An 18,498-nucleotide genomic window follows, 5' to 3' on the forward strand; every position below is an offset into this window, starting at 1 on the left:
TTGGATATGTCCACACAATTCATATCATTAGGTTAAATACTTCCTGTTGTGTATTGACAGTAGACTGATTTTCTGATAAAATAAAATTTATGTAAAAGGAGGCGGCGTTTATGTTGCATAGCATGCGTATTAGATAAGCATTGAAAAAAAGGATTTTCCCATTTTCAACATGGGCTTTTTTGTCATGCTTATTTTGCGGATGCTATACAAAAAACTAACGACGTATAGATATAGTATAGACATAGTGCAAGCTATGCCTTAGTTTTGTTGTACTGCTCTGTGCATTATAAATGCAGGTCAATGCTCATGTTGAGGATTGACCTGCATTTTTTTGTGTAAAAAGGACGAGTGAAATATAATGCTTAAAAAATATTGGATAAAATGTCCGATTTGTAACGGAAAGACGAGAGTTCAAGTATTTCATAATACTGTATTAAAAGATTTTCCTCTTTTCTGCCCTAAATGCAAATTGACGCATATCATTGATGTAGAAAAATTAGAGATTGTAATCAAAAATACAGAAAAACAAACTTTTATTATTTAGAAGAAAGGATATAAAAATGAAACGTTTACCTAAATATACGCCTGCGGAAGTACGGAATGATCCATACGGATTTACTTACAAAGAAATGTCGGAAGTTATTGGCGAGAATGAAGCAAAAGCCTTATATGAAGAATTATATAAGCAATTACCACGCAAAAAAAATCTATCAATGTTGGTAAAAAATATTTGCAAAAGCAGTGATACTGAAAAGTATGTTTACGAACTGAAAGACAACAAATACATTGAAACGGTTTTTATCAAGCGGCGAGATGGTGGAACTGTTTGCGTGAGCACACAAGTCGGTTGTCCTGTTGGTTGTATTTTTTGTGAGTCCGGGCGAAATGGCTTTGTTCGTAATCTAACATCGTCAGAAATCGTACAACAGATTATATTGTTGCGTCGAAAAGTAAACCGTATCGTTTTTATGGGTATGGGAGAGCCTTTATTCAATTATGACAACTTGATAAAAGCAATCCATATTCTCCGAGATAGATATGGGCTCAACTTTCCAACCGACGGCATTACCATATCAACAGTTGGTCCGGTCGATCAATTAAAAAAATTGCGCGAGGAACATCTTAAAATTCAGTTGACAATATCTTTACACGCAGCAACACAATCTGCAAGAAATCGTATTATTCCTCACATGCGCATATATGCTATTGAAGATGTTGTTAAGCAAGCCTTATCCTATTCTGAAAGGCATAATCGCAAAATTGTCTTTGCGTATTTGCTTTTACCGGGTATAAATGACCGGCCCTCAGATGTAAGACAACTTGCAAAATGGTTTCGGGGCAAAAAAGTTATGATTAACGTGTTACAATACAACCCAACAAGCAATTCAAGAATTAAAGCACCACAGAAACGGGAAATAGTTGCATTCAAACATCAATTAGAGCAAGCAGGACTTGAAGTTACTATGAGAGTTTCTCATGGCAGAGAGATTAACGCGGCTTGTGGACAGTTAGCTAACACATATAATAAATTCAAAAAAAAATGATTAAAAGTGCCAGACGCATAGACGCAGAGCCGATAACGCATTAGGTCAAAAAACCTATGTGTTATCGGCTTTTTTATTTAATATTGCGCAAAAGCCGCTGTTCCCTATTATAGAATGGATTGCGGGTAGTGTATTAAAGTCGCCCTTTTTTAAGGATACGGCGGTATCGGGGAGGTATCGCCGTGTCCATTTTTATTTACTGTAACCCGCCTAATGCTTTGCGGTCAAAAAAAGCTATGCTCCGCAAGCGGGATATTCCGGCTATGAGTATGAACTGTCAATACATCTAAATACTTCTTACATTTCCTTTGCGCTCGTCCGCGTCTTGCGGACGGGCGCATTTTGCTTGTGCGCCTAGCGGCGCACGTTTCTAACGGGTTAAAGTCCCGAATCCGCCCGGTAGTGGGAAGGATATAGCCGAAAGCAATGGTGTCCATCGTGAGATGGAATCTGAAGGAAGCTGGATGTGAGGAATATACTAACTCACGGGCAAATCTCTGGTCTGACGAACAGAAATCTCATATGAGGTCATGCATGTGGGTAAGGCAGCAAGCCATGTTGAAGCCCGATAACTACACGGAATCATGCATGATAAATGAGGCAGATGGATGGAGAGGAAGAAACGTGTGGTACCTAGGGAGGTCTGTGCGGTATGCCTTGAAAGAGGTAACCATTGCATAAAGCAATGCTGAGCGCACAGAAGTCAGCAGAGGTCATAGTAGCCGAGAGGTGAAGGACCGAATCAGTAGGAGTCTTGAGTATGACCGAGAAAGGAGGAATGACCGTCTATGGCAGAAAACATTGAAAACAATGGCTGTTCGCAAAGAGATAATGCGGAACATGAAGGGTATGTGAAAGCGTCTAGGTCATTCAATCGGATATGGAAAGAAAGAGACAGTGCACAGCCGAGACTTTTGGAAACGATACTGTATAAAGACAACTTTAACAGAGCGTATAAGAGAGTTAAGGCAAACAAGGGAGCGCCGGGAATTGATGGCATGACCATTGAAGAGGCTCTTCCATATCTAAAGGAACATCAACAAGAGATAACTGACCGCATTTATCGTGGAAAGTATACTCCGTCTCCAGTAAGACGAGTTGAAATTCCCAAACCAGATGGTGGTGTGCGAAAGCTTGGCATACCAACAGTGATAGACCGTACACTTCAACAGGCAATAACCCAACAGTTAGTGCCAATCTATGAACCGCTGTTTGCAGATGGTAGCTATGGCTATCGTCCGAACAGAAGTGCAAAAGATGCAATACTTAAGGTTAAGGAGTATGCAGAACAAGGCTATACATTCGCTGTAGTCCTTGACTTGTCAAAGTACTTCGATACTCTTAATCACGAAATTCTCATCAATCTTCTCCGAAAGAATGTAAAAGATGAACGTGTAGTACAGTTGATAAAGCGCTATCTGAAAAGCGGTGTAATGGAAAACGGAGTGGTAATTGACACAGAGGAAGGCTCACCACAAGGTGGAAATCTATCACCATTGCTGGCAAACATCTACCTCAATGAGTTCGACCAGGAATACCTGAAAAGAGGTGTTCCATGCATAAGATATGCAGATGACATCGTGCTTCTTGCAAAGAGCAAGCGAGCATCAGAGAGACTCTTGGAAAGCAGTACAAAATATCTTGAGGAGAGGCTGAAACTTACAGTCAACCGAGAAAAGAGCCGTACAGTCAGCGTGTTTGCAATCCGAAATTTTAAATTCCTTGGCTTTGCATTGGGAAGGAACGGAAAAGGCATATATGTCCGAGTTCATCCGAAGTCATGGAAGAAGTTTAAGTCCAGACTGAAGGAGTTATCTTCCCGTAAGCGATGTCAGTCAATCAAGCCAAGCCTTGAGAAAATCAAAGTATATGCAAGAGGATGGCTTAACTACTACGGAATTGCAAGCATGAAGAACAACATAGATGACATCAACGGATGGCTCTATCACAGAATACGCATGTGCATATGGAAACAGTGGAAGAAACCAAGGACGAAGGTACGTAACCTTATCAAGATGGGAGTACCCAAAGACTTGGCAATGCAAGCGGGTAATACCCGACGGGGACATTGGTTCGCAACGCATACAGTTGCAGTAAACATGGCAATGACAAAAGAAAGACTGATAAACAGCGGCTTTTATGATTTAGCCACAGCCTATCAGTCAGTGCACGTCAACTATTGAAAGCGCCGTATACCGAACGGTACGTACGGTGCTGTGAGAGGACGGCGGTTAGCCACCGCCTCCTACTCGATTTTTCAACTTTTTTCTGAAAAACGCACTCAAGAGCCATCTCCCGAACGGGTACGGAGCGAAAGGGGCAGAGAGGACAAGCCCTTAACTCCCGTCCTCTACTCCACGCGGGAAGGAGGTGAACTCTATGGAGCTATCTTCTTCCGACAAGGAAAGAATACAACATCAGTACGACGCATTAGCAAAGAAAACTTTGGTTGGCGAAGCGAAAAGCCACCGCCGCACTCTTGCGAAACGCGCAGCACGCGAAGTACCTTTTTCGGATTTGAGCGAAAGCGAACTCGCGCAGCTTTTCACAACGGACGAATACAAAAGCGATTATTTCCGTTTTCAAGTGTCCGGCTTTGATGTACTCGTCAAAAATGAACTGCTTGCCGAAGCCCTTAACGCTTTGCCCGAAAGGAAACGCGACATTATCCTTTTGTCCTACTTCTTGGACATGAGCGACGCGGAAATTGCTGAACTGCTGAATGTTGTACGCACGACGGTTTTCCGGCACAGGAAATCCGCGCTTGCGAAAATCAAACAGTATTTGGAGGGAAAAGCAGATGATGAATACCGTTAGGAAATCTGAAAATCTGTTGCCGTTCCCTGTCATTTCCGCAGCGGCAAACGGCGACACAACCGCCATGTGCGCGATCTTGAAGCATTACGAGGGTTACATAGCGAAACTTTGTACCCGCACGCTGAAAGACGACGCGGGCAATACCTATTCCTATGTGGACGAGGAAATGCGTAACAGGCTGCAAGTGCGCCTTATTACCCGCACCCTTATGTGACACAAAACACAATTCTAATAGTGTGGAAGAATATTATGAAAAATTATGTAAAAAGTTTCCGCAAATAAGTTTTAATACCAACGGCGGTGTTGTGCCTTGCAATTCCAATAAAGTGGTCGTAAATCTTTCTTATGACTGTTTGAAAAAAATGGCTAATGATCCGGAATTCGCAAAAGAAATAGAATGGAATTTATCCGGAGAGGTTGCAGCAAATTCACAAGTATATTCTTTTGCAAAGCGTGACGGTGTAGAGTTGGGAGGCAGGACAGTTACATATGATGCTAATGGAAATCGGCAATCTTCATGTGGTGGTATGAGAACAGCTAATTCGTCAAATAAAAGTTCAGATGTATTGAGTACACAAAATCAACAAAAAGCAGCAAAAAGTAGACGGGACAAAAAACGTGAGCAAGAAGAATACTTAGAGAAAATGCGTGAGAAACGAAAAAGAGATGAAGAATATTTGGAAGAATTGCGTGAGAAACGCAAAGATAGAGATGAGTATATTAGTGAAATGTCAGAAAACAGTAGTTCAGTGGTAAGAGCATATACTCAAGCGGAATACGATAATGTAGATTTATTATCTACATTAGATACGAAAATCTGAGGAGGACACGGATATGTCGTTGGAAGTTTACAGTAGGCAGAGTAAGGCGTTTCAGTATGATGGATATAAAATAAATTCTGAAATGCGGGAACACATAAATGCAGAAAAAAGCAGTTCAAATGTACATAAAGACAGAGATACCGTGAATTTTTCCGCAGAGGGCAGAAATATGTGTTACGGATTTGGAGTGCATGATGTAAAAGACCGTGCAAAACATACGGTAGTTAAGCCAGGCATAGCACCTCTTTTTGACACTATTTCAAGGACACTGAAAACAGTCAGAGAAGCAGTACATTTACAATTCAGATAAAATGATTGGAGGAACAGAAGTATGCACATTGGTTCTGGTCTAAATACGGTATCTTCAATGTACCGCCAACAAAAAGGCAATAATATGAAAACGCCTGCATCTGGGGAAAAGACATTTTATACGGCAGAAACACCGAAGGTATATCAGATATTCACAACAGATAATATGTTGTGGACAGGAGGTAATGGCACCGGTCTTTCTTATTGTCTTAAATATGCGGATGATTCAACGGATGAAAATCCGGTGGTGTTACATCTAATTACAAAAATACAGCTATTAAAGATACGGTCAAATAAGCTGCTCCATCATGGGAAAAGTATAAAATTAGGAGCTTTAGATAATATCACAAGGGAAAAGTTTTCAAAAACTTCTGGTAACTCTTTGAAATACATATCATATCAATAGATACGATAATATAAATTATGTTTGTATTTGTTGATAACAGGTTTATATCGGAAAAATTGTAAATTTATTTTCTATGTGAATTTTCATTTTTGTAGGGCTGGCATTAGACCAGCCCTTGATTTCATTATAATAGATAAAAAGATATTGAATATATATGCACGGTAAAAAGACGATTCTCAATAAATGAGATTGGGAAAAAGTAACCTTAGTGCTGTTGAAAAAATCACCATAGTTCTAATGAATCTTCTGCATCTACCCATATCTGCATTGTTTCATCAAGATATAATTTTGCATATTCAAGCGGTTTATCAATGGCAAGTGCGTTCAATGCACAGTCTGATCCGGGTGTGGTTTTTAAATCCTTTTCGGCTTCCCAACAGTCAATGCGGAGCATATAACCAGCAGAAGTATAAATATCAATGCTGTTTCTGTGTGGATTGTATTCTGCAAATATTGTTCTCATCGTATAGAATCTCCTTATCATTCAATCAGTCATTTGTTACAAAAATCAGAAGCATTTCAATCAGTTCACCATGTCACTTTTATTTTGTGTTATACTGTTTTATAGATTTTTCTTGCCCTTGTATTTGCCCTTATCAGAGTTCGTAAACGCTGACGGGACGATATAACACAAGGGAAACAATAAGGGAAAGCTCACCTGCGATAAATCCAGTGTTTTCAAGGGTTTGCAGAGAATTTAATAACAAAATATAACAGTTATTAAATTCCCTAAAACAGGTGAAATCTCAATCGGAATTTGCATTTTTATATTTTTTCTATTTCTTTCAATGTTTTTTGGATGTCCTTATAAACTAATGGTTGCATACTATCATCATAAATACATATATTAGCTTTATGAAGTGCGGAAAGAATATCATTCTTCAATTCTGGTTTATCCTTTGCAATAATCGGCAACAGTTTAATACATTGTCTTGCTGTAATAGGTTTAACATCTGTTATGTGCTTTAAATAGTTATCAATGATTTCATCAATTTTATAATCTTTATCCCATTTTGCATTATAGGCAATCAATGTAAGCCCTCTTGTGCGGATATAAGAATTATCACTGTCAAGCATTTCGCTTAATCTATCCATATAAGGATAAACACAATCTGTTTCAATGCTTTCTTTTTGCAATTCCTGTAATGCCTTGTATGCAACATTATTATTTTTGTCGAACAATAATTCAAATGTTTCTGCTATATTAAGCAATACAATATCCTCCTTTGCAAATTCAGATTTGTTTTTCTTATTATACTCCCCAACTATGAAATTTTCAACTCTGATAAGCTACCATATAACTGCCGAACAGAAATTATAATTCCTCTCGGCTATGTAAAAAGCGGCATCAGCTTCACGCCAACACCGCCTTTTCTCGGTCAGTCCGTTATAAAATCCCTGCCTTTTTCAGATACCCCACGCTGTCATAGCAGCCACGGAAATAAATTGACTGCAACTCCATATCCGTAAGCTGGTTTTTCAGCTCCATAATTCGGATAAGAGCCGCACATTCTTCTTTGGTAAGCTCCGCCGCCTGTTCGCTGTCAAATACGCCTAAAACCTTCGGATATTTCTCGTACAGGCTCTCAATCTCGTCCTGCACGGCTTTATATTCCTCGTTTTCTTTCGGCAGCTTTGCGATAACAGAGCTGAGATATTCATTAAAAATATTGCTGTGGGCATCTACAAAAGTTTCAAATCTGAACGCTCCAGACATCTCATACACCTCCGACATTCTCTAATTCTTCCCTTATTATACTGCCCAAAAAACAGCATTACAAATGTGCAAATCAGATTATCTCTCTCGGTCTGTGCTTTTTCTTTCGGGCTGTCCCTCGGTCTGCTCTGGCTCGGAGTCCAGAACAGGCGTGTCCTTCTCGTCAAGGTTAAGCTCGATATTAAGGGCATTGAGCCTGTCGGTCTTTTCCTTCAGCTCGTCCTCGTAGGCAAAAGGCTTCAAAAGCTCCGCCTTTGCATTGGAAAGCTGTTCGATAACCTCGGATTTCTGCCGCTTCTCAACCTCCAGATTGGACGCAACCTTTGAAAGCATATTTTCAATTCGGGTCAGATTACCCAGAGCGTCAGAGCCTAACTCTACCTTATATCTGCCTGCCCCGCACAGGTTTAAACAGAAATGGGCGTTTACGGTATCATAAAAAACCTCCATCTTGAAACCTCGGTAGCTGCCGATTTCCACGGGATTTAACAGCGGATTTTCCTTACAGGTTGCAAGAAGCATCTCGCCTGCGTCCGCTTTTTCCTGATAGGTCACGCCCTTTAAGGTCATTGGGCAGAACTTGTCCTCGCCCTGCGGTTTATGCTGTTCGGCAAGTGCCGCATCCTTTTCATAGGCGGCGATACGTTCCTCAAACTTCTTTATGGTCTGCGGATAGTATTGCAGCACCCTGTCCTCAAGGTCGTAATGCTCGGAAAGATAGCTCTGCTTCAACACTTTCAGCTTGGAAACCTGTATATCCAAATCCATCTTTTCCTTGAAACGCTCGTCGCCTGTGGCAAGCATTTTTACCTCCGCAAAGGAAAGAGCCACCTCGTCCACATCCTCTGCGGAACGCACGGGGCTTTTGCTCGTCATTATCTGGGAGATGAATTTCTGCTTTGATTCCACCAACTGGTAGAGGTATGCGTCAAAGGTCTGTTCCGTCACATAACGGTAAACCTCCACCTCTGGGAACATATTGCCTTGGCGTTCAAGCCTGCCTTGACGCTGTTCCAAATCAGAGGGTCGCCACGGACAGTCTAAATTATGGATGGCAATGAGCCTGTCCTGCACATTCGTACCTGCCCCCATCTTCGGGGTAGAGCCAAACAGGATACGCACCTCGCCGCTTCGCACCTTTGCAAACAGCTCTTTTTTCTGTGCATCTGTGGTCGCTTCATGGATAAAACGCACCTGCTCCGCAGGGATGCCACGCTGTATGAGCTTCTCCCGCATATCGTCATAGACATTAAAGCTGCCGTCATTTTTCGGCGTGGAAAGGTCGCAGAATACAAGCTGTGCTGCTTTTGTGTCGGCGTGTTCCTCCCAGATACGGTACACATTGTCCACGCAGGCATTGACCTTGCTGTCTGGGTCATCGGGCAGCATCGGGTCAATCATCCTCTGGTCGAGTGCCAGTTTGCGCCCGTCATTCGTGATTTTCAGCATATTGTCGATGTTCGGCTTCACAAGCCTTGCACGGACTTTCTCGGCTCTCTTGGCAAGACCCGCCACCATTTCTTTCTGTATCTGGCTCGGCTTCGTCTTTACATTGTGGTAAATGACTTCTGGCACGGGGAGCTTTAACATATCGGCGGTCTGAATATCCGCAATCTCACGGAACATCTGCATAAGCTCTGGCAGGTTGTAGAACTTCGCAAACCTCGTCTTGGCTCGGTAATTCGTGCCTTCGGGTGCTAATTCCAGAGCCGTGATGGTTTCGCCAAAGGTAGAAGCCCAACTGTCAAAGTGCTGCAATCCGTTCCCTGCAAGGGTATCGTACTGCAAGTACCGCTGTACGGAATACATCTCTACCATTGAGTTGCTGATAGGCGTACCCGTTGCGAAAACCGTCCCTCGGTTGCCTGTGATTTCATCCAGATAGCGGCACTTCATAAAGAGGTCGGAGCTTTTTTGGGCTTCGGTCTGGGCGATGCCGCCCACGTTCCTCATCTTGGTATAGAGGTAGAGGTTCTTGTAAAAATGGCTCTCATCAATAAACAGACGGTCAACACCCAATTCCTCAAAGTTGATCACGTTGTCTTTCCGCTTGGTATCGTTGAGCTTATCGAGCTTTTCTTTGATCGCCTTTCGGGTTTTCATAAGCTGCTTGACCGTGAACTGTTCGCCTTTGTTTGCCTGTACGTCATCAATGCCACGCTCAATATCGTCAAGCTGACGCATGAGCTGCTCCCTCTGGCGTTCCTCGCTGATGGGGATTTTCTCAAACTGGCTGTGACCGATGATGACCGCATCATAGTCGCCTGTGGCAATCCTGCCGCAGAATTTCTTGCGGTTTCCTGTTTCAAAATCCCGATTGGTCGTCACAAGGATATTCGCACTTGGATATAGACGCAGGTACTCCGACGCCCATTGCCCGACAAGGTGGTTTGGTACAACAAACATGGATTTCTGGCATAAGCCGAGCCGTTTGCTTTCCTGTGCGGCGGCAACCATCTCAAAGGTTTTGCCTGCGCCTACTTTATGGGCAAGGAGCGTATTGCCGCCGTAAAGGATATGGGCAATGGCGTTGACTTGGTGCGGTCTTAACGTAATCTCTGGGCTGATACCGCCAAATTTGATATGGCTCCCGTCATACTCACGGGGGCGGACGCTGTTAAACGTATCATTATAATAGCGGACAAGGCGGTTTCTGCGCTCTGGGTCTTTCCAGATCCAATCCTGAAACGCCTGCTTGATCGCTTCCTGCTTTGCCTGCGCTGCGGTGGTTTCCTTATGGTTGAGTACCGCTGTTTTCTTACCATTTTCATCGTACACATAATCAAAAATGCGGGTGTCACGCAGATTTAAGGTGTCCTCAATAATGCGATAGGCAGACGCCCTTTTCGTACCATAGGTGCTGTCTGCCTTTACATTTCCCACATCGGAACTCTTATTCTCAATGAACCAGTCGCCATTTATCGGCGTGTAGCGTACCCTTAACCTGCCCATCGCATAGCTTGACGGGGTTAAAAGCTCCACCATAAACCGCTGTATATCCTCCTGCGGTATCCATGTTGTACCCAGACGGACAGCGATTTCACTTGCGGGCAAATCCTTTGGAATGACACGCTCCAGAGCCGATACGTTGACTGCATACTCTGGATTGTCCTTCGCTGCGGCTTTCGCCATAATGAGCTTTACACGGACATTGCCCGACAGATATTCGTCTGCGGTCACATACCTTGCAGGCTCGGAGCTTGGCTCACGGAAGATAACGCCCTGCAAATCTCTGATGATTTCCTCCTGCGGCTTGCCTGTGAGCTGTGCCATATAATCCAGATCAACACGGGCTTTCTCCCCGATGGACAAGGCAAGGGCTTCGCTCGCCGTTTCCACAAAGGTCACTTCACGGTGGGGCTTAATCGTCCGTTTCGTGAACATATCCGCCTTGCGTTTGAATTTCCCCTCATCGTCAAGCACTTCAAGGGAGCATAAGAGGAAATAGCTCTCGTCCGACGCAAAGGCAAGATAGTTCCCTCGGCTGTTAATAAGCCCGTACTTCGCTGTATAGGCATCATACAGGCGGTTTAAGTTTGCCTGCTCGGTCTGTATCATTTCCTCTGAATAATCGTCGGTCTGATACTGGATGAGCCTGCGGACTGAGTCTCGGATTTCCACAAGCCCTCGGATGCGGTTTTCTGCGGTCATGGACACCTTTGCGGGCATCATCTGGTTATTCTCTCGGAAGTAAATTTTTCCGTCCACAAGAGCAAAAGAAAAATTCCGCACATTCGGGTCGGCAGGAACAGGCTCGTCCTGTTCATCAGAGATTTGGTCAATCTCACTTTCATACTCTGGGATTTCCCCGTCTATCTGCTGCACAGCTTCGGAAAGAAGCTCGGAAAGCGGTATATCCTCATAGACTTTGCAGGCACTATCCATGCCAAAACGGGTGCTTTCCATCTTCATCTCGCCCAAAATCATCTCTGGGTGGGATACAAAATAGCGGTTCATTGTAATGCCGTTCTCATCCGTGTCAAGGTGTACCCACTCTGGCTCGGTTTCGATGATCTGGTCACGTTTCTGCAAAATGATAATGTCACTTGTGACCTCTGTGCCTGCGTTTGCTTTAAAGGTATTGTCTGGCAGGCGGATTGCCCCTAACAGCTCGGCTCTCTGGGCGATATATTTCCGCACTTCTGGGCTTGCCTTATCCATCGTTCCTTTTGAGGTAATGAACATGACAACGCCGCCGGCACGGGCTTTATCCAGAGCCTTTGCGAAAAAGTAATCGTGAATAAGGAATTTCTGGGAATTGTAGCGGCTGTCATTGACCTTAAACTCCCCGAAAGGAACATTGCCGAGTACCACATCAAAGTGGTCGTCTGGCAGCTTTGTGTCCTCAAATCCCTCGATAGCGATATTCGCTTTCTGGTAGAGCTGCTTTGCAATCCTGCCCGATAAGGGGTCGATTTCAATGCCGTGCAGCTTTGATTTTTCCATGCCATCGGGCAGTAATCCTAAGAAATTGCCTGTGCCGCAGGACGGCTCTAAAATGTTGCCCTGTGAAAATCCCAGACGGTCAAGGGCTTCATACATTGCTTTAATGACAACAGGCGGCGTATAAAAAGCAGTCAGCGTTGACTCCATCGCCGCACGGTATTCTTCTTCGGAAAGTGCCGCTTTCAGTTCCCTGTACTCATTTGCCCATGCCGCATTGTGTTCATCAAACGCCATAGACAAACCGCCCCAACCGACATAGCGGGAGAGGATTTCCTGTTCTTCGGGAGTAGCAAGGCGGTTTTCTATCTGAAGGTCGTGCAGTAGATGGATTGCTGCCATGTTTCGTTTAAACTTTTCTTTTGCGCCGCCAACACCTAAAGCGTCATCGGTAATACGGAAGTTTCTGCGGTCATCGGACGGGGCAGGGGCGTTTGCATTTTCTTTTTCGGGTGGTAATTCTGGCTGTGCCTGTTCCAAAAGCCTGCGGATATAGCCGATTTTCTCCACACGGTTTATTGGAAAGCCCACATTGTTCTGAAACATGATGTCACGCATGGATACATCGCCGCTGATTTCGCCAACACTCTCTATGAGATAACGGCGGTTGTCAATCGTGATTTCTCTGCCGATAAGGTCAGTATTATCCTGCGCCGCTGTCGGGTCGGCAAAAGCATCGGAAGTCTGCTCTACGGTGTAGTGTGGGTTTTTTTCCTCATGGAATGGGGCAAGCTGTTCCTCCGTCACGGATACCAGACTGTCAAAATCCAGATAGGAAAGACCATTCTGTATCAGTTCTGAAAGACTGTCATATTGCGTGTACTCTGCAAGCGTTCCGTCAATATAGGTTTCCATACGGAAGTCCACAAGGTTTACGGCGGCTTGAATTTCGTGCTGTTCGTCCTCGGTGGTGGTATAGGCGATTCCCACTTTGGACAGGTCGGTGTAGTCTGCGCCGTTTTCCTGCTCATATTCCTCACGGCAGAAAGCGTCAATCAACGCCTTTGCCTGTTCCAGTAATTCCTCCTGCGTGGGTTCTTCGGCTTTTCTGTTCCAGTCGGTTTCGGTAGCCATTATCTCAGCAAGCAGCTTTTCATCCTCTGGGGTCAGCTCACTGTGCTGCGTGAGAAAAGGAAGAAACACATCCCGTCCCCACCGCAGGCTTTCCATCTTTTCTCGGTAGTAATCCCCGCCCTGCTTTTTCCATTCTGGGATAAACGGACAGTTGGGGGAGAGGGAGTATTCATAAAAGTTTTTGATATGGGCTATCAGATCGCCCCCACCATCCCCAATGTCAAACCGTCCATCATAGTTAAATTCCTCGCCGTTTATGACAGCCTTGATTGCAAAATCGGTCTTATGATACCAACCAACCTGTTTGCTCTCGTCCTGCCGTTCACGGTGCTGCTTTTCATCCAGAATGCCGAGCAGCCTGTTTCCCAGAGCAAAGCTCAAATTGGTGTATCGGTCATTCAGCTCCCTGTCATAAAAGGCAGGATGTTCCGAAAAGCCAATAGAAAATACAATACTGTCTGGCTTTTTCTCGGTGGGTATTTCCTTTTCCTGCCGTTCCGTCACAACTACTTTCAGATGGTCATTTGCAGGGTTTTCTCGGAGCTTTTCTTCAAAATCGGCTCGGCTGTAATGCTGCCCCAGAATAGGAAACTGGGCGTTTTGCAGATACACACCCTCATCATCAATGGTCGTGACCTCATATTTGTCCGCTCCGATATAAACCGTATCGCCCTCACGGTAGAGGTAACACATGGGATGAAGCTCTTTTAACTCCTGCGAAAAGCGGTAGGCATTGCTGCGGCTGTAAACACTGCTCGTCTTGCCCTGCACCAAAGCAAAGAAATCAAGGAGCTGCTGTACGGCGACAGGGTCGGAAAGCTGCTGCTCCATCTGTCCTGCGGTCACATCGGCAAGGTCAGTACGGTCTACGTCAGAGAGCAGACCTTTCTCATAACCGTCCAAATCACGGATAAAATCAGAGAGCCGCAAAGAGAGGGTATCCCTTTTGTCGGCAGGCGGCAGCTCCCTGTGTGCTTCGATAAACCTCTGGCGTGAAAGTTTCCTCTGGGTGTCGATTTCATACTGCGGGGCAGATACGCTCTCCAGATAATCGGCATAATGGTCTTTTTCTTTCGGATTGAGATAGCGGTCATCTTTGATAAGCTCACGCAGGCGTTTTTCCACCTGTGACCATTTGAGTACAAGGTCATGCTCCAGAGAAATGCCATGCTTATCTATGGAAATTCCTTTTGCATCATGCCACCAATGCCCTGCATTACCGTCTGAAAAATAGAACGTGCCGTTACCTGTTCCATATTCTTTTTTGAGGAACGCTATATTACTTTTGCTGTCCTCACGTTTTTGGAACTGGCGGTAAATACGGTATTTCCCATCTTGAAAGCCACTGCCCCTCACAAGAACAGAGTCAATATCCTCCTGTGAAACGGAAAAAGCAGAGGATTTTTCGTCCTCTGCTTCTGCTATCCTTTCAATCTGTTCATCTACGGTAGGGAGATTGGCTGTAACTTCTTCCTCATTGGCAACGCTGACCTGCTCCTCCTCGGCAGGCTCTGGCTCTTGGGGTGTCAGTTGTAAATCAGTTCGCTCAAGATGACTTCCTCCGCCTGACTGCGGATGTTGTTCATCAGACCTACCCACTGCATCGGTGCTTTTTCTTTCAGCTCCTCCGTCACGCCCTGCTCCTTTGAGAGCTGCTTCGTCAGAAGTTCCAACCTTGAAAGTGCTGTCTGTTCGGTCTGGTACAGATACCCGTTCAGTCTGCCCGATGTCAGCAGGTTGAGGTAGGTCACTCTCTTGTGCTTCTCCAGATAATCCCTGTGCATCAAAGCGTATCTGCCAAGCGGAAGCTCTGGCTCTGTCGGTAATGTCAGGTCGGGAATAAGATAATCCCCCTGTTTGGTGTAGGTGATTTCGCTCATGGTTTTCACTCCTTTCGGGTTGTTTTCTGCCTTTATCATACTGGCTTGTGATATTCCTTGCAAATGTGCGGTTCTGCCGTCTTGCTTCGATTTGCACATTTCGGACAGCCGCAGAGATTTCACGCAGAGCCATTTCGGAAATATCGCTTGTGGCAATGCCGATGGCGTTCAGCGTTTCGGGCGTATTGAAATTTACAATATCCCTAAAATCCTCTGGCTCAAATAAATCGCCCGTATCCAGACCACAACGGCTGATCAGCATAAAAGCAACGCTGTTTGCTGTCAGCCGCCTGTAGATGACTTCTATATTAAGGTCGTCCAGTCCTTCTAAAAAGCTGTCTTTCGTACAGCCTTTAAGCTGAGAGAGGTAATCGGTCAGATTGTCCTCCACAGCGTTCTTTGCCGTTTCCATCAAAACAGCGGCAAGGTCGCCGCTTTCCGTTCCGCCAAACCTGTCCGACAGCCTTTCCATGACAGGCTGCTCGTACCGCCTATCCATCTGCCATATCGGAACGGCTCGGCTGCCATAATATCCCTCATGGGTGTCGGACACATCAAAATAATATTTGAGGGTATTCCTGCGCCCTTTCGGGTCAAATACCGCAATGCCTTTGCTGTCCTTGTTGACCCAACGCTTGAACAGCCTGTTCCATGTGTTAAGCTCTGCAACGGCAACCGCATCGGGGCGTTGGGCATAGATCAAAAGCTGCTCATCAAAGCGGCATTTGTAATTTCGGCAGGCAGAAGCCAGAAAGCCCTGCCACGCCTGCGGATTTTTCGCTACCGCCACGCCTGTCCTCCGATACAGCTCTGTGATTAGCTGATACTTTGCAGCCAATGGGCTTACACCTCCTTATCGTTCATAATCTTATTTCCTGTTTTATGCGGCAGCATAACTGATACCGTTTCGCTCCATTCTCTGTGCAAACTCCAGAATGGAATAATCCACACCGTCAATCTTTGCATGGGTTTCGTCCAGATAGCGGCAGATAGCATAGTTTTCATCGCCATTGCCATAAGCGAGCTTTATCATACCGCCGTCTGGAATGGTAAACAGGGCGTCGCCCTGACTGTCCGTAAAGCAAATCTTATTCTCCCTGCCCACGCTGTACCTCCGCCAGAAAAGAAATGACCTTGTTCGCCTTAATGCTCTTTTGCAGGTCGTTGATGATGCCGATTTCCACTACCGTAATTCCCTGTATGGAGAGAATATCATCCATCGTCATAGCAGCGATGGCTTTTTCATCGGTAAATCCTGTGTCCAAAATCTTATTGATGACCTTGACCGCTTTCTGGTTGACTGCCATATCAAAAATCCTCCTTATCGTTCATAATTCTTATGCTTTGGGGTTTTCTGTGACTGCGGCTGTTCTGGCGGCTTCGGCTCATAGGTCGCACCGTTTCTCTCCATACGCTCGGCAAATTCACAGATATGGAAAAGATTGTTTCCCACTTCGGTATGGGTTTCATCAATATAACGGCAGGCAAGCTCCGTTTTCTCTCCCCAAGCGGAAGTGATAATGATTTTGCCGCCGTCTGGGATACGGAACAACTCTTTATATCCAGAGTCGATAAAGCGGATGCCCTGCTCAGTTCTGCCGATATGCCTGTCAAGCCATTCCTTCACATAGCAGTAACAGTAAAAGTTGTAATCGTCCCTTGTGGGATTGCATCGGAACAGGAAAGCGTGTTTCTCCGTATCGGCTCGGAAACCGTACTCTGTGCAATAGTTCCCCTGAAAAGCACTTACGGGATAACGCCTTGCAAAAGCCCGCATATCATAGCGGTTGTGCAGAAGCCCTTTGTCCTCCCGCAATTCATTGATAACCGTGTCAAGCTCCGCCTTAAATTCGTCCGTTTTCCATTGCGCCCTGTGGTCAAACCATGTGGTGTAAAAACCATATCCAGAGTCGGCAAAATCACCACGTAGATGCCCGATACACCCTGTCTGCCCCTCAAGCTGCATACTCTGGGCATAGGTGTATTTCTGTTCTTCGGGCGTTAAAGGTCGTATCTCCATCAGCGTCCCTCCCGATTTCTTTGCTTTTTCTCTTTTTCCTGTGCCTTGATTTTTTCAAGAGCTGTCTTTGCCCAATCAGGCATACGCTCTGGGCGGATTTCCCCAAGCACATCGTACCTTTCCCATCTGGCTCGTTCTCCTGTGGCAAGGCAGGTGCCGAATACCGCCTGCCCTCTGCCGCCTGTCGCTCCGTTTCCACTTTCCGCTAAAACAAGCTGATAGGCGGAGTGCTGGTATTCATACCGCTGCGGCTCGGCATTGATTACGACAACCTTGCCAACAATGCTCTGGTTTCTGGCGTCGGGGATACAATCCTCTATGGTAAACGGGGTCATATCAAACTTATATTTTTCCTGTTCGCCCCGTACAAGCTCCACCTGTGCCTGCACCCTGTCAAGGAATACCTGCATGGCTTCCAGATAGCTGTCCGTGCCGACGGCTTCCGTCGGCCACGGAACGCCTAACGGGTTATCATAGGAGCAATAGCATACCATAAAGCGGTGTTCCTGCGTCCTCTTTTCATCCACGCCTAAAAGCACTTCCTTATTGCCGATGAAAATGTCCTGTTCAATGGTGTAATCACAGAATATCCTTTTTTCTTCACTCATTCGGTTGCTCCTTTCCCTGCTTTTTCTCGTTCTGCCCGTCCAAAATCTTTCGGATGCAGACGTCGCAGAAAATAACTGACCTGTCCTTATATCGGGGATAAGGGCAGGTCGTACAATCGTATTTCTTTTTATTATCGCTCACGGTCATCACCGTTTTTCTGCTTCGGGGCAGGGGGATTGTTATAGGGCATACGACGCTCCTCATTGTACCGTTCACTCAGACTTTCCCTCGCCGCCGAAAGCTCATTACAGTAGCAGCCCCAGTAATAATTATCGCCGCCCTTACAGTACCAACACACATAAGGGTTGGGGGCTTTGGGGTTATGACCGATGACAAGCTCTTTACTCCCGATGGTACAGCTCTCTATGATTTCATAGCCCTGATTGATACGTTTTTCCTGTTCCATAAGCACCTCTCATTCTTTGGCATACTTCCGATATGCCTTTTCGCCAGTCGTCCGTAACTTCTGCACGGGTCGGCTTCCCGCCAGTTCTGGATGCTTCGCCTGCAGCTTCCTCCGTGTCCTGCTGACGCTCTCAAAGCTCGGCAGACCGAGGGATCTGTGCTGTGTCATGATCTCCGCAAGGGGTATCGCCCCCGCATCCTTCAGGCAGAGATTGCAAAGGGCAAGATACAGTACCATGTCATCGTTTCTGGCATCTTCATTCTTCTTCAGAATGGTCTTTACCTTGTTTTCAATGGTCTTTAAATTTCTCATTGCATACCTCCATAAATGGAAAGAGGGCGGCTTTTTTCAGCCGCCCCCGTTCCTGCTCCTCATGGGTTATTTATTCTTCCGATTGCGGATATTCAGCCAGACTGCCGCACCTACAATGAATACGACAAGCACAACCGCAA

18 protein-coding genes and 1 pseudogene are annotated in these 18,498 nt (G+C 45.4%); 8 read left to right on the top strand and 11 right to left on the bottom strand.

Annotation, left to right across the window (positions count from 1 at the left end; translation table 11 throughout):
• Positions 1–358 precede the first annotated feature (358 nt).
• The 8 genes and pseudogenes from G5A70_RS05150 to G5A70_RS16105 form a co-directional block, all read left to right on the top strand.
• Positions 359–544: a cysteine-rich KTR domain-containing protein gene (locus G5A70_RS05150; RefSeq protein WP_003431289.1), complete on the top strand. Its 186-nt coding sequence runs from the start codon at positions 359–361 to the stop codon at positions 542–544.
• Between the two features lie 16 nt (positions 545–560).
• Positions 561–1,544: a 23S rRNA (adenine(2503)-C(2))-methyltransferase RlmN gene (gene rlmN / locus G5A70_RS05155; RefSeq protein ID WP_002584956.1), complete on the top strand. Its 984-nt coding sequence runs from the start codon at positions 561–563 to the stop codon at positions 1,542–1,544.
• Between the two features lie 788 nt (positions 1,545–2,332).
• On the top strand, positions 2,333–3,727 hold the full coding sequence (ltrA, locus tag G5A70_RS05160) for a group II intron reverse transcriptase/maturase (RefSeq protein WP_012743282.1): 1,395 nt from the start codon (positions 2,333–2,335) through the stop codon (positions 3,725–3,727).
• Positions 3,728–3,923: 196 nt separating this feature from the next.
• Positions 3,924–4,361, top strand: coding sequence for a sigma-70 family RNA polymerase sigma factor (locus G5A70_RS05165; protein ID WP_003502131.1), 438 nt, complete (start codon positions 3,924–3,926; stop codon positions 4,359–4,361).
• Positions 4,345–4,575: a helix-turn-helix domain-containing protein gene (locus G5A70_RS05170; protein WP_117494835.1), complete on the top strand. Its 231-nt coding sequence runs from the start codon at positions 4,345–4,347 to the stop codon at positions 4,573–4,575. The genes G5A70_RS05165 and G5A70_RS05170 overlap by 17 nt, the downstream gene beginning before the upstream one ends.
• A gap of 22 nt (positions 4,576–4,597) precedes the next feature.
• A complete protein-coding gene (locus G5A70_RS05175; RefSeq protein WP_022154350.1) occupies positions 4,598–5,182 on the top strand; it encodes a DUF6033 family protein in 585 nt (194 codons plus the stop codon).
• 13 nt (positions 5,183–5,195) lie between these two features.
• On the top strand, positions 5,196–5,492 hold the full coding sequence (locus tag G5A70_RS05180; protein ID WP_022154349.1) for a hypothetical protein: 297 nt from the start codon (positions 5,196–5,198) through the stop codon (positions 5,490–5,492).
• A gap of 21 nt (positions 5,493–5,513) precedes the next feature.
• Positions 5,514–5,744 (top strand): annotated as a pseudogene (locus tag G5A70_RS16105) (hypothetical protein); the annotation flags it as partial.
• A gap of 376 nt (positions 5,745–6,120) precedes the next feature.
• On the opposite strand, the gene G5A70_RS05190 reads toward G5A70_RS16105, so the two are convergent.
• From G5A70_RS05190 to G5A70_RS05235, 11 genes are all read right to left on the bottom strand, one after another.
• Positions 6,121–6,360 (bottom strand): DUF6061 family protein, encoded by a 240-nt coding sequence (locus G5A70_RS05190; RefSeq protein ID WP_008115692.1) that lies wholly within the window; start codon positions 6,358–6,360, stop codon positions 6,121–6,123.
• Positions 6,361–6,662: 302 nt separating this feature from the next.
• Positions 6,663–7,109 (bottom strand): SufBD protein, encoded by a 447-nt coding sequence (locus G5A70_RS05195; RefSeq protein ID WP_173699041.1) that lies wholly within the window; start codon positions 7,107–7,109, stop codon positions 6,663–6,665.
• A 175-nt stretch (positions 7,110–7,284) separates the two neighbouring features.
• Positions 7,285–7,614: a DUF6664 family protein gene (locus G5A70_RS05200; RefSeq protein ID WP_173748569.1), complete on the bottom strand. Its 330-nt coding sequence runs from the start codon at positions 7,612–7,614 to the stop codon at positions 7,285–7,287.
• Between the two features lie 78 nt (positions 7,615–7,692).
• On the bottom strand, positions 7,693–13,962 hold the full coding sequence (locus G5A70_RS05205) for an LPD25 domain-containing protein (RefSeq protein ID WP_319017069.1): 6,270 nt from the start codon (positions 13,960–13,962) through the stop codon (positions 7,693–7,695).
• A 695-nt stretch (positions 13,963–14,657) separates the two neighbouring features.
• Positions 14,658–15,110 carry a TnpV protein gene (locus G5A70_RS15660; protein WP_319017068.1) on the bottom strand — a complete coding sequence of 151 codons (453 nt, stop codon included), beginning with the start codon at positions 15,108–15,110 and terminating at the stop codon, positions 14,658–14,660.
• Between the two features lie 781 nt (positions 15,111–15,891).
• Positions 15,892–16,116, bottom strand: coding sequence for a hypothetical protein (locus G5A70_RS05210; RefSeq protein WP_173748573.1), 225 nt, complete (start codon positions 16,114–16,116; stop codon positions 15,892–15,894).
• Positions 16,100–16,318, bottom strand: a complete 219-nt coding sequence (locus G5A70_RS05215; protein WP_173748575.1) for a hypothetical protein — start codon at positions 16,316–16,318, stop codon at positions 16,100–16,102. Before G5A70_RS05215 ends, G5A70_RS05210 begins: the two co-directional genes overlap by 17 nt.
• Before the next feature lie 14 nt (positions 16,319–16,332).
• Entirely contained in the window at positions 16,333–17,031 is a 699-nt protein-coding gene (locus tag G5A70_RS05220; protein ID WP_173748577.1) for a hypothetical protein, read from the bottom strand.
• Positions 17,031–17,639, bottom strand: a complete 609-nt coding sequence (locus G5A70_RS05225) for a hypothetical protein (protein ID WP_173748579.1) — start codon at positions 17,637–17,639, stop codon at positions 17,031–17,033. Before G5A70_RS05225 ends, G5A70_RS05220 begins: the two co-directional genes overlap by 1 nt.
• Before the next feature lie 131 nt (positions 17,640–17,770).
• Positions 17,771–18,046, bottom strand: coding sequence for a hypothetical protein (locus tag G5A70_RS05230; RefSeq protein ID WP_173699027.1), 276 nt, complete (start codon positions 18,044–18,046; stop codon positions 17,771–17,773).
• Positions 18,047–18,055: 9 nt separating this feature from the next.
• Entirely contained in the window at positions 18,056–18,358 is a 303-nt protein-coding gene (locus G5A70_RS05235) for a hypothetical protein (RefSeq protein WP_173699025.1), read from the bottom strand.
• Positions 18,359–18,498: the final 140 nt, after the last annotated feature.

The sequence above is a fragment of the Blautia hansenii genome (assembly GCF_013304445.1).
In the GTDB taxonomy this organism is placed as follows: Bacteria; Bacillota; Clostridia; order Lachnospirales; family Lachnospiraceae; genus Blautia.

Bases quoted from the DNA above. Each gene is read 5' to 3' on its own strand.
- G5A70_RS05150 (WP_003431289.1), top strand. From the start codon at position 359: ATGCTTAAAAAATATTGGATAAAATGTCCGATTTGTAACGGAAAGACG.
- rlmN (WP_002584956.1), top strand. From the start codon at position 561: ATGAAACGTTTACCTAAATATACGCCTGCGGAAGTACGGAATGATCCA.
- ltrA (WP_012743282.1), top strand. From the start codon at position 2,333: ATGGCAGAAAACATTGAAAACAATGGCTGTTCGCAAAGAGATAATGCG.
- G5A70_RS05165 (WP_003502131.1), top strand. From the start codon at position 3,924: ATGGAGCTATCTTCTTCCGACAAGGAAAGAATACAACATCAGTACGAC.
- G5A70_RS05170 (WP_117494835.1), top strand. From the start codon at position 4,345: ATGATGAATACCGTTAGGAAATCTGAAAATCTGTTGCCGTTCCCTGTC.
- G5A70_RS05180 (WP_022154349.1), top strand. From the start codon at position 5,196: ATGTCGTTGGAAGTTTACAGTAGGCAGAGTAAGGCGTTTCAGTATGAT.
- G5A70_RS05190 (WP_008115692.1), bottom strand. From the start codon at position 6,360: ATGAGAACAATATTTGCAGAATACAATCCACACAGAAACAGCATTGAT.
- G5A70_RS05200 (WP_173748569.1), bottom strand. From the start codon at position 7,614: ATGTCTGGAGCGTTCAGATTTGAAACTTTTGTAGATGCCCACAGCAAT.
- G5A70_RS05205 (WP_319017069.1), bottom strand. From the start codon at position 13,962: ATGGAGCAGCAGCTTTCCGACCCTGTCGCCGTACAGCAGCTCCTTGAT.
- G5A70_RS15660 (WP_319017068.1), bottom strand. From the start codon at position 15,110: ATGTGCAAATCGAAGCAAGACGGCAGAACCGCACATTTGCAAGGAATA.
- G5A70_RS05215 (WP_173748575.1), bottom strand. From the start codon at position 16,318: ATGGCAGTCAACCAGAAAGCGGTCAAGGTCATCAATAAGATTTTGGAC.
- G5A70_RS05220 (WP_173748577.1), bottom strand. From the start codon at position 17,031: ATGGAGATACGACCTTTAACGCCCGAAGAACAGAAATACACCTATGCC.
- G5A70_RS05225 (WP_173748579.1), bottom strand. From the start codon at position 17,639: ATGAGTGAAGAAAAAAGGATATTCTGTGATTACACCATTGAACAGGAC.
- G5A70_RS05230 (WP_173699027.1), bottom strand. From the start codon at position 18,046: ATGGAACAGGAAAAACGTATCAATCAGGGCTATGAAATCATAGAGAGC.
- G5A70_RS05235 (WP_173699025.1), bottom strand. From the start codon at position 18,358: ATGAGAAATTTAAAGACCATTGAAAACAAGGTAAAGACCATTCTGAAG.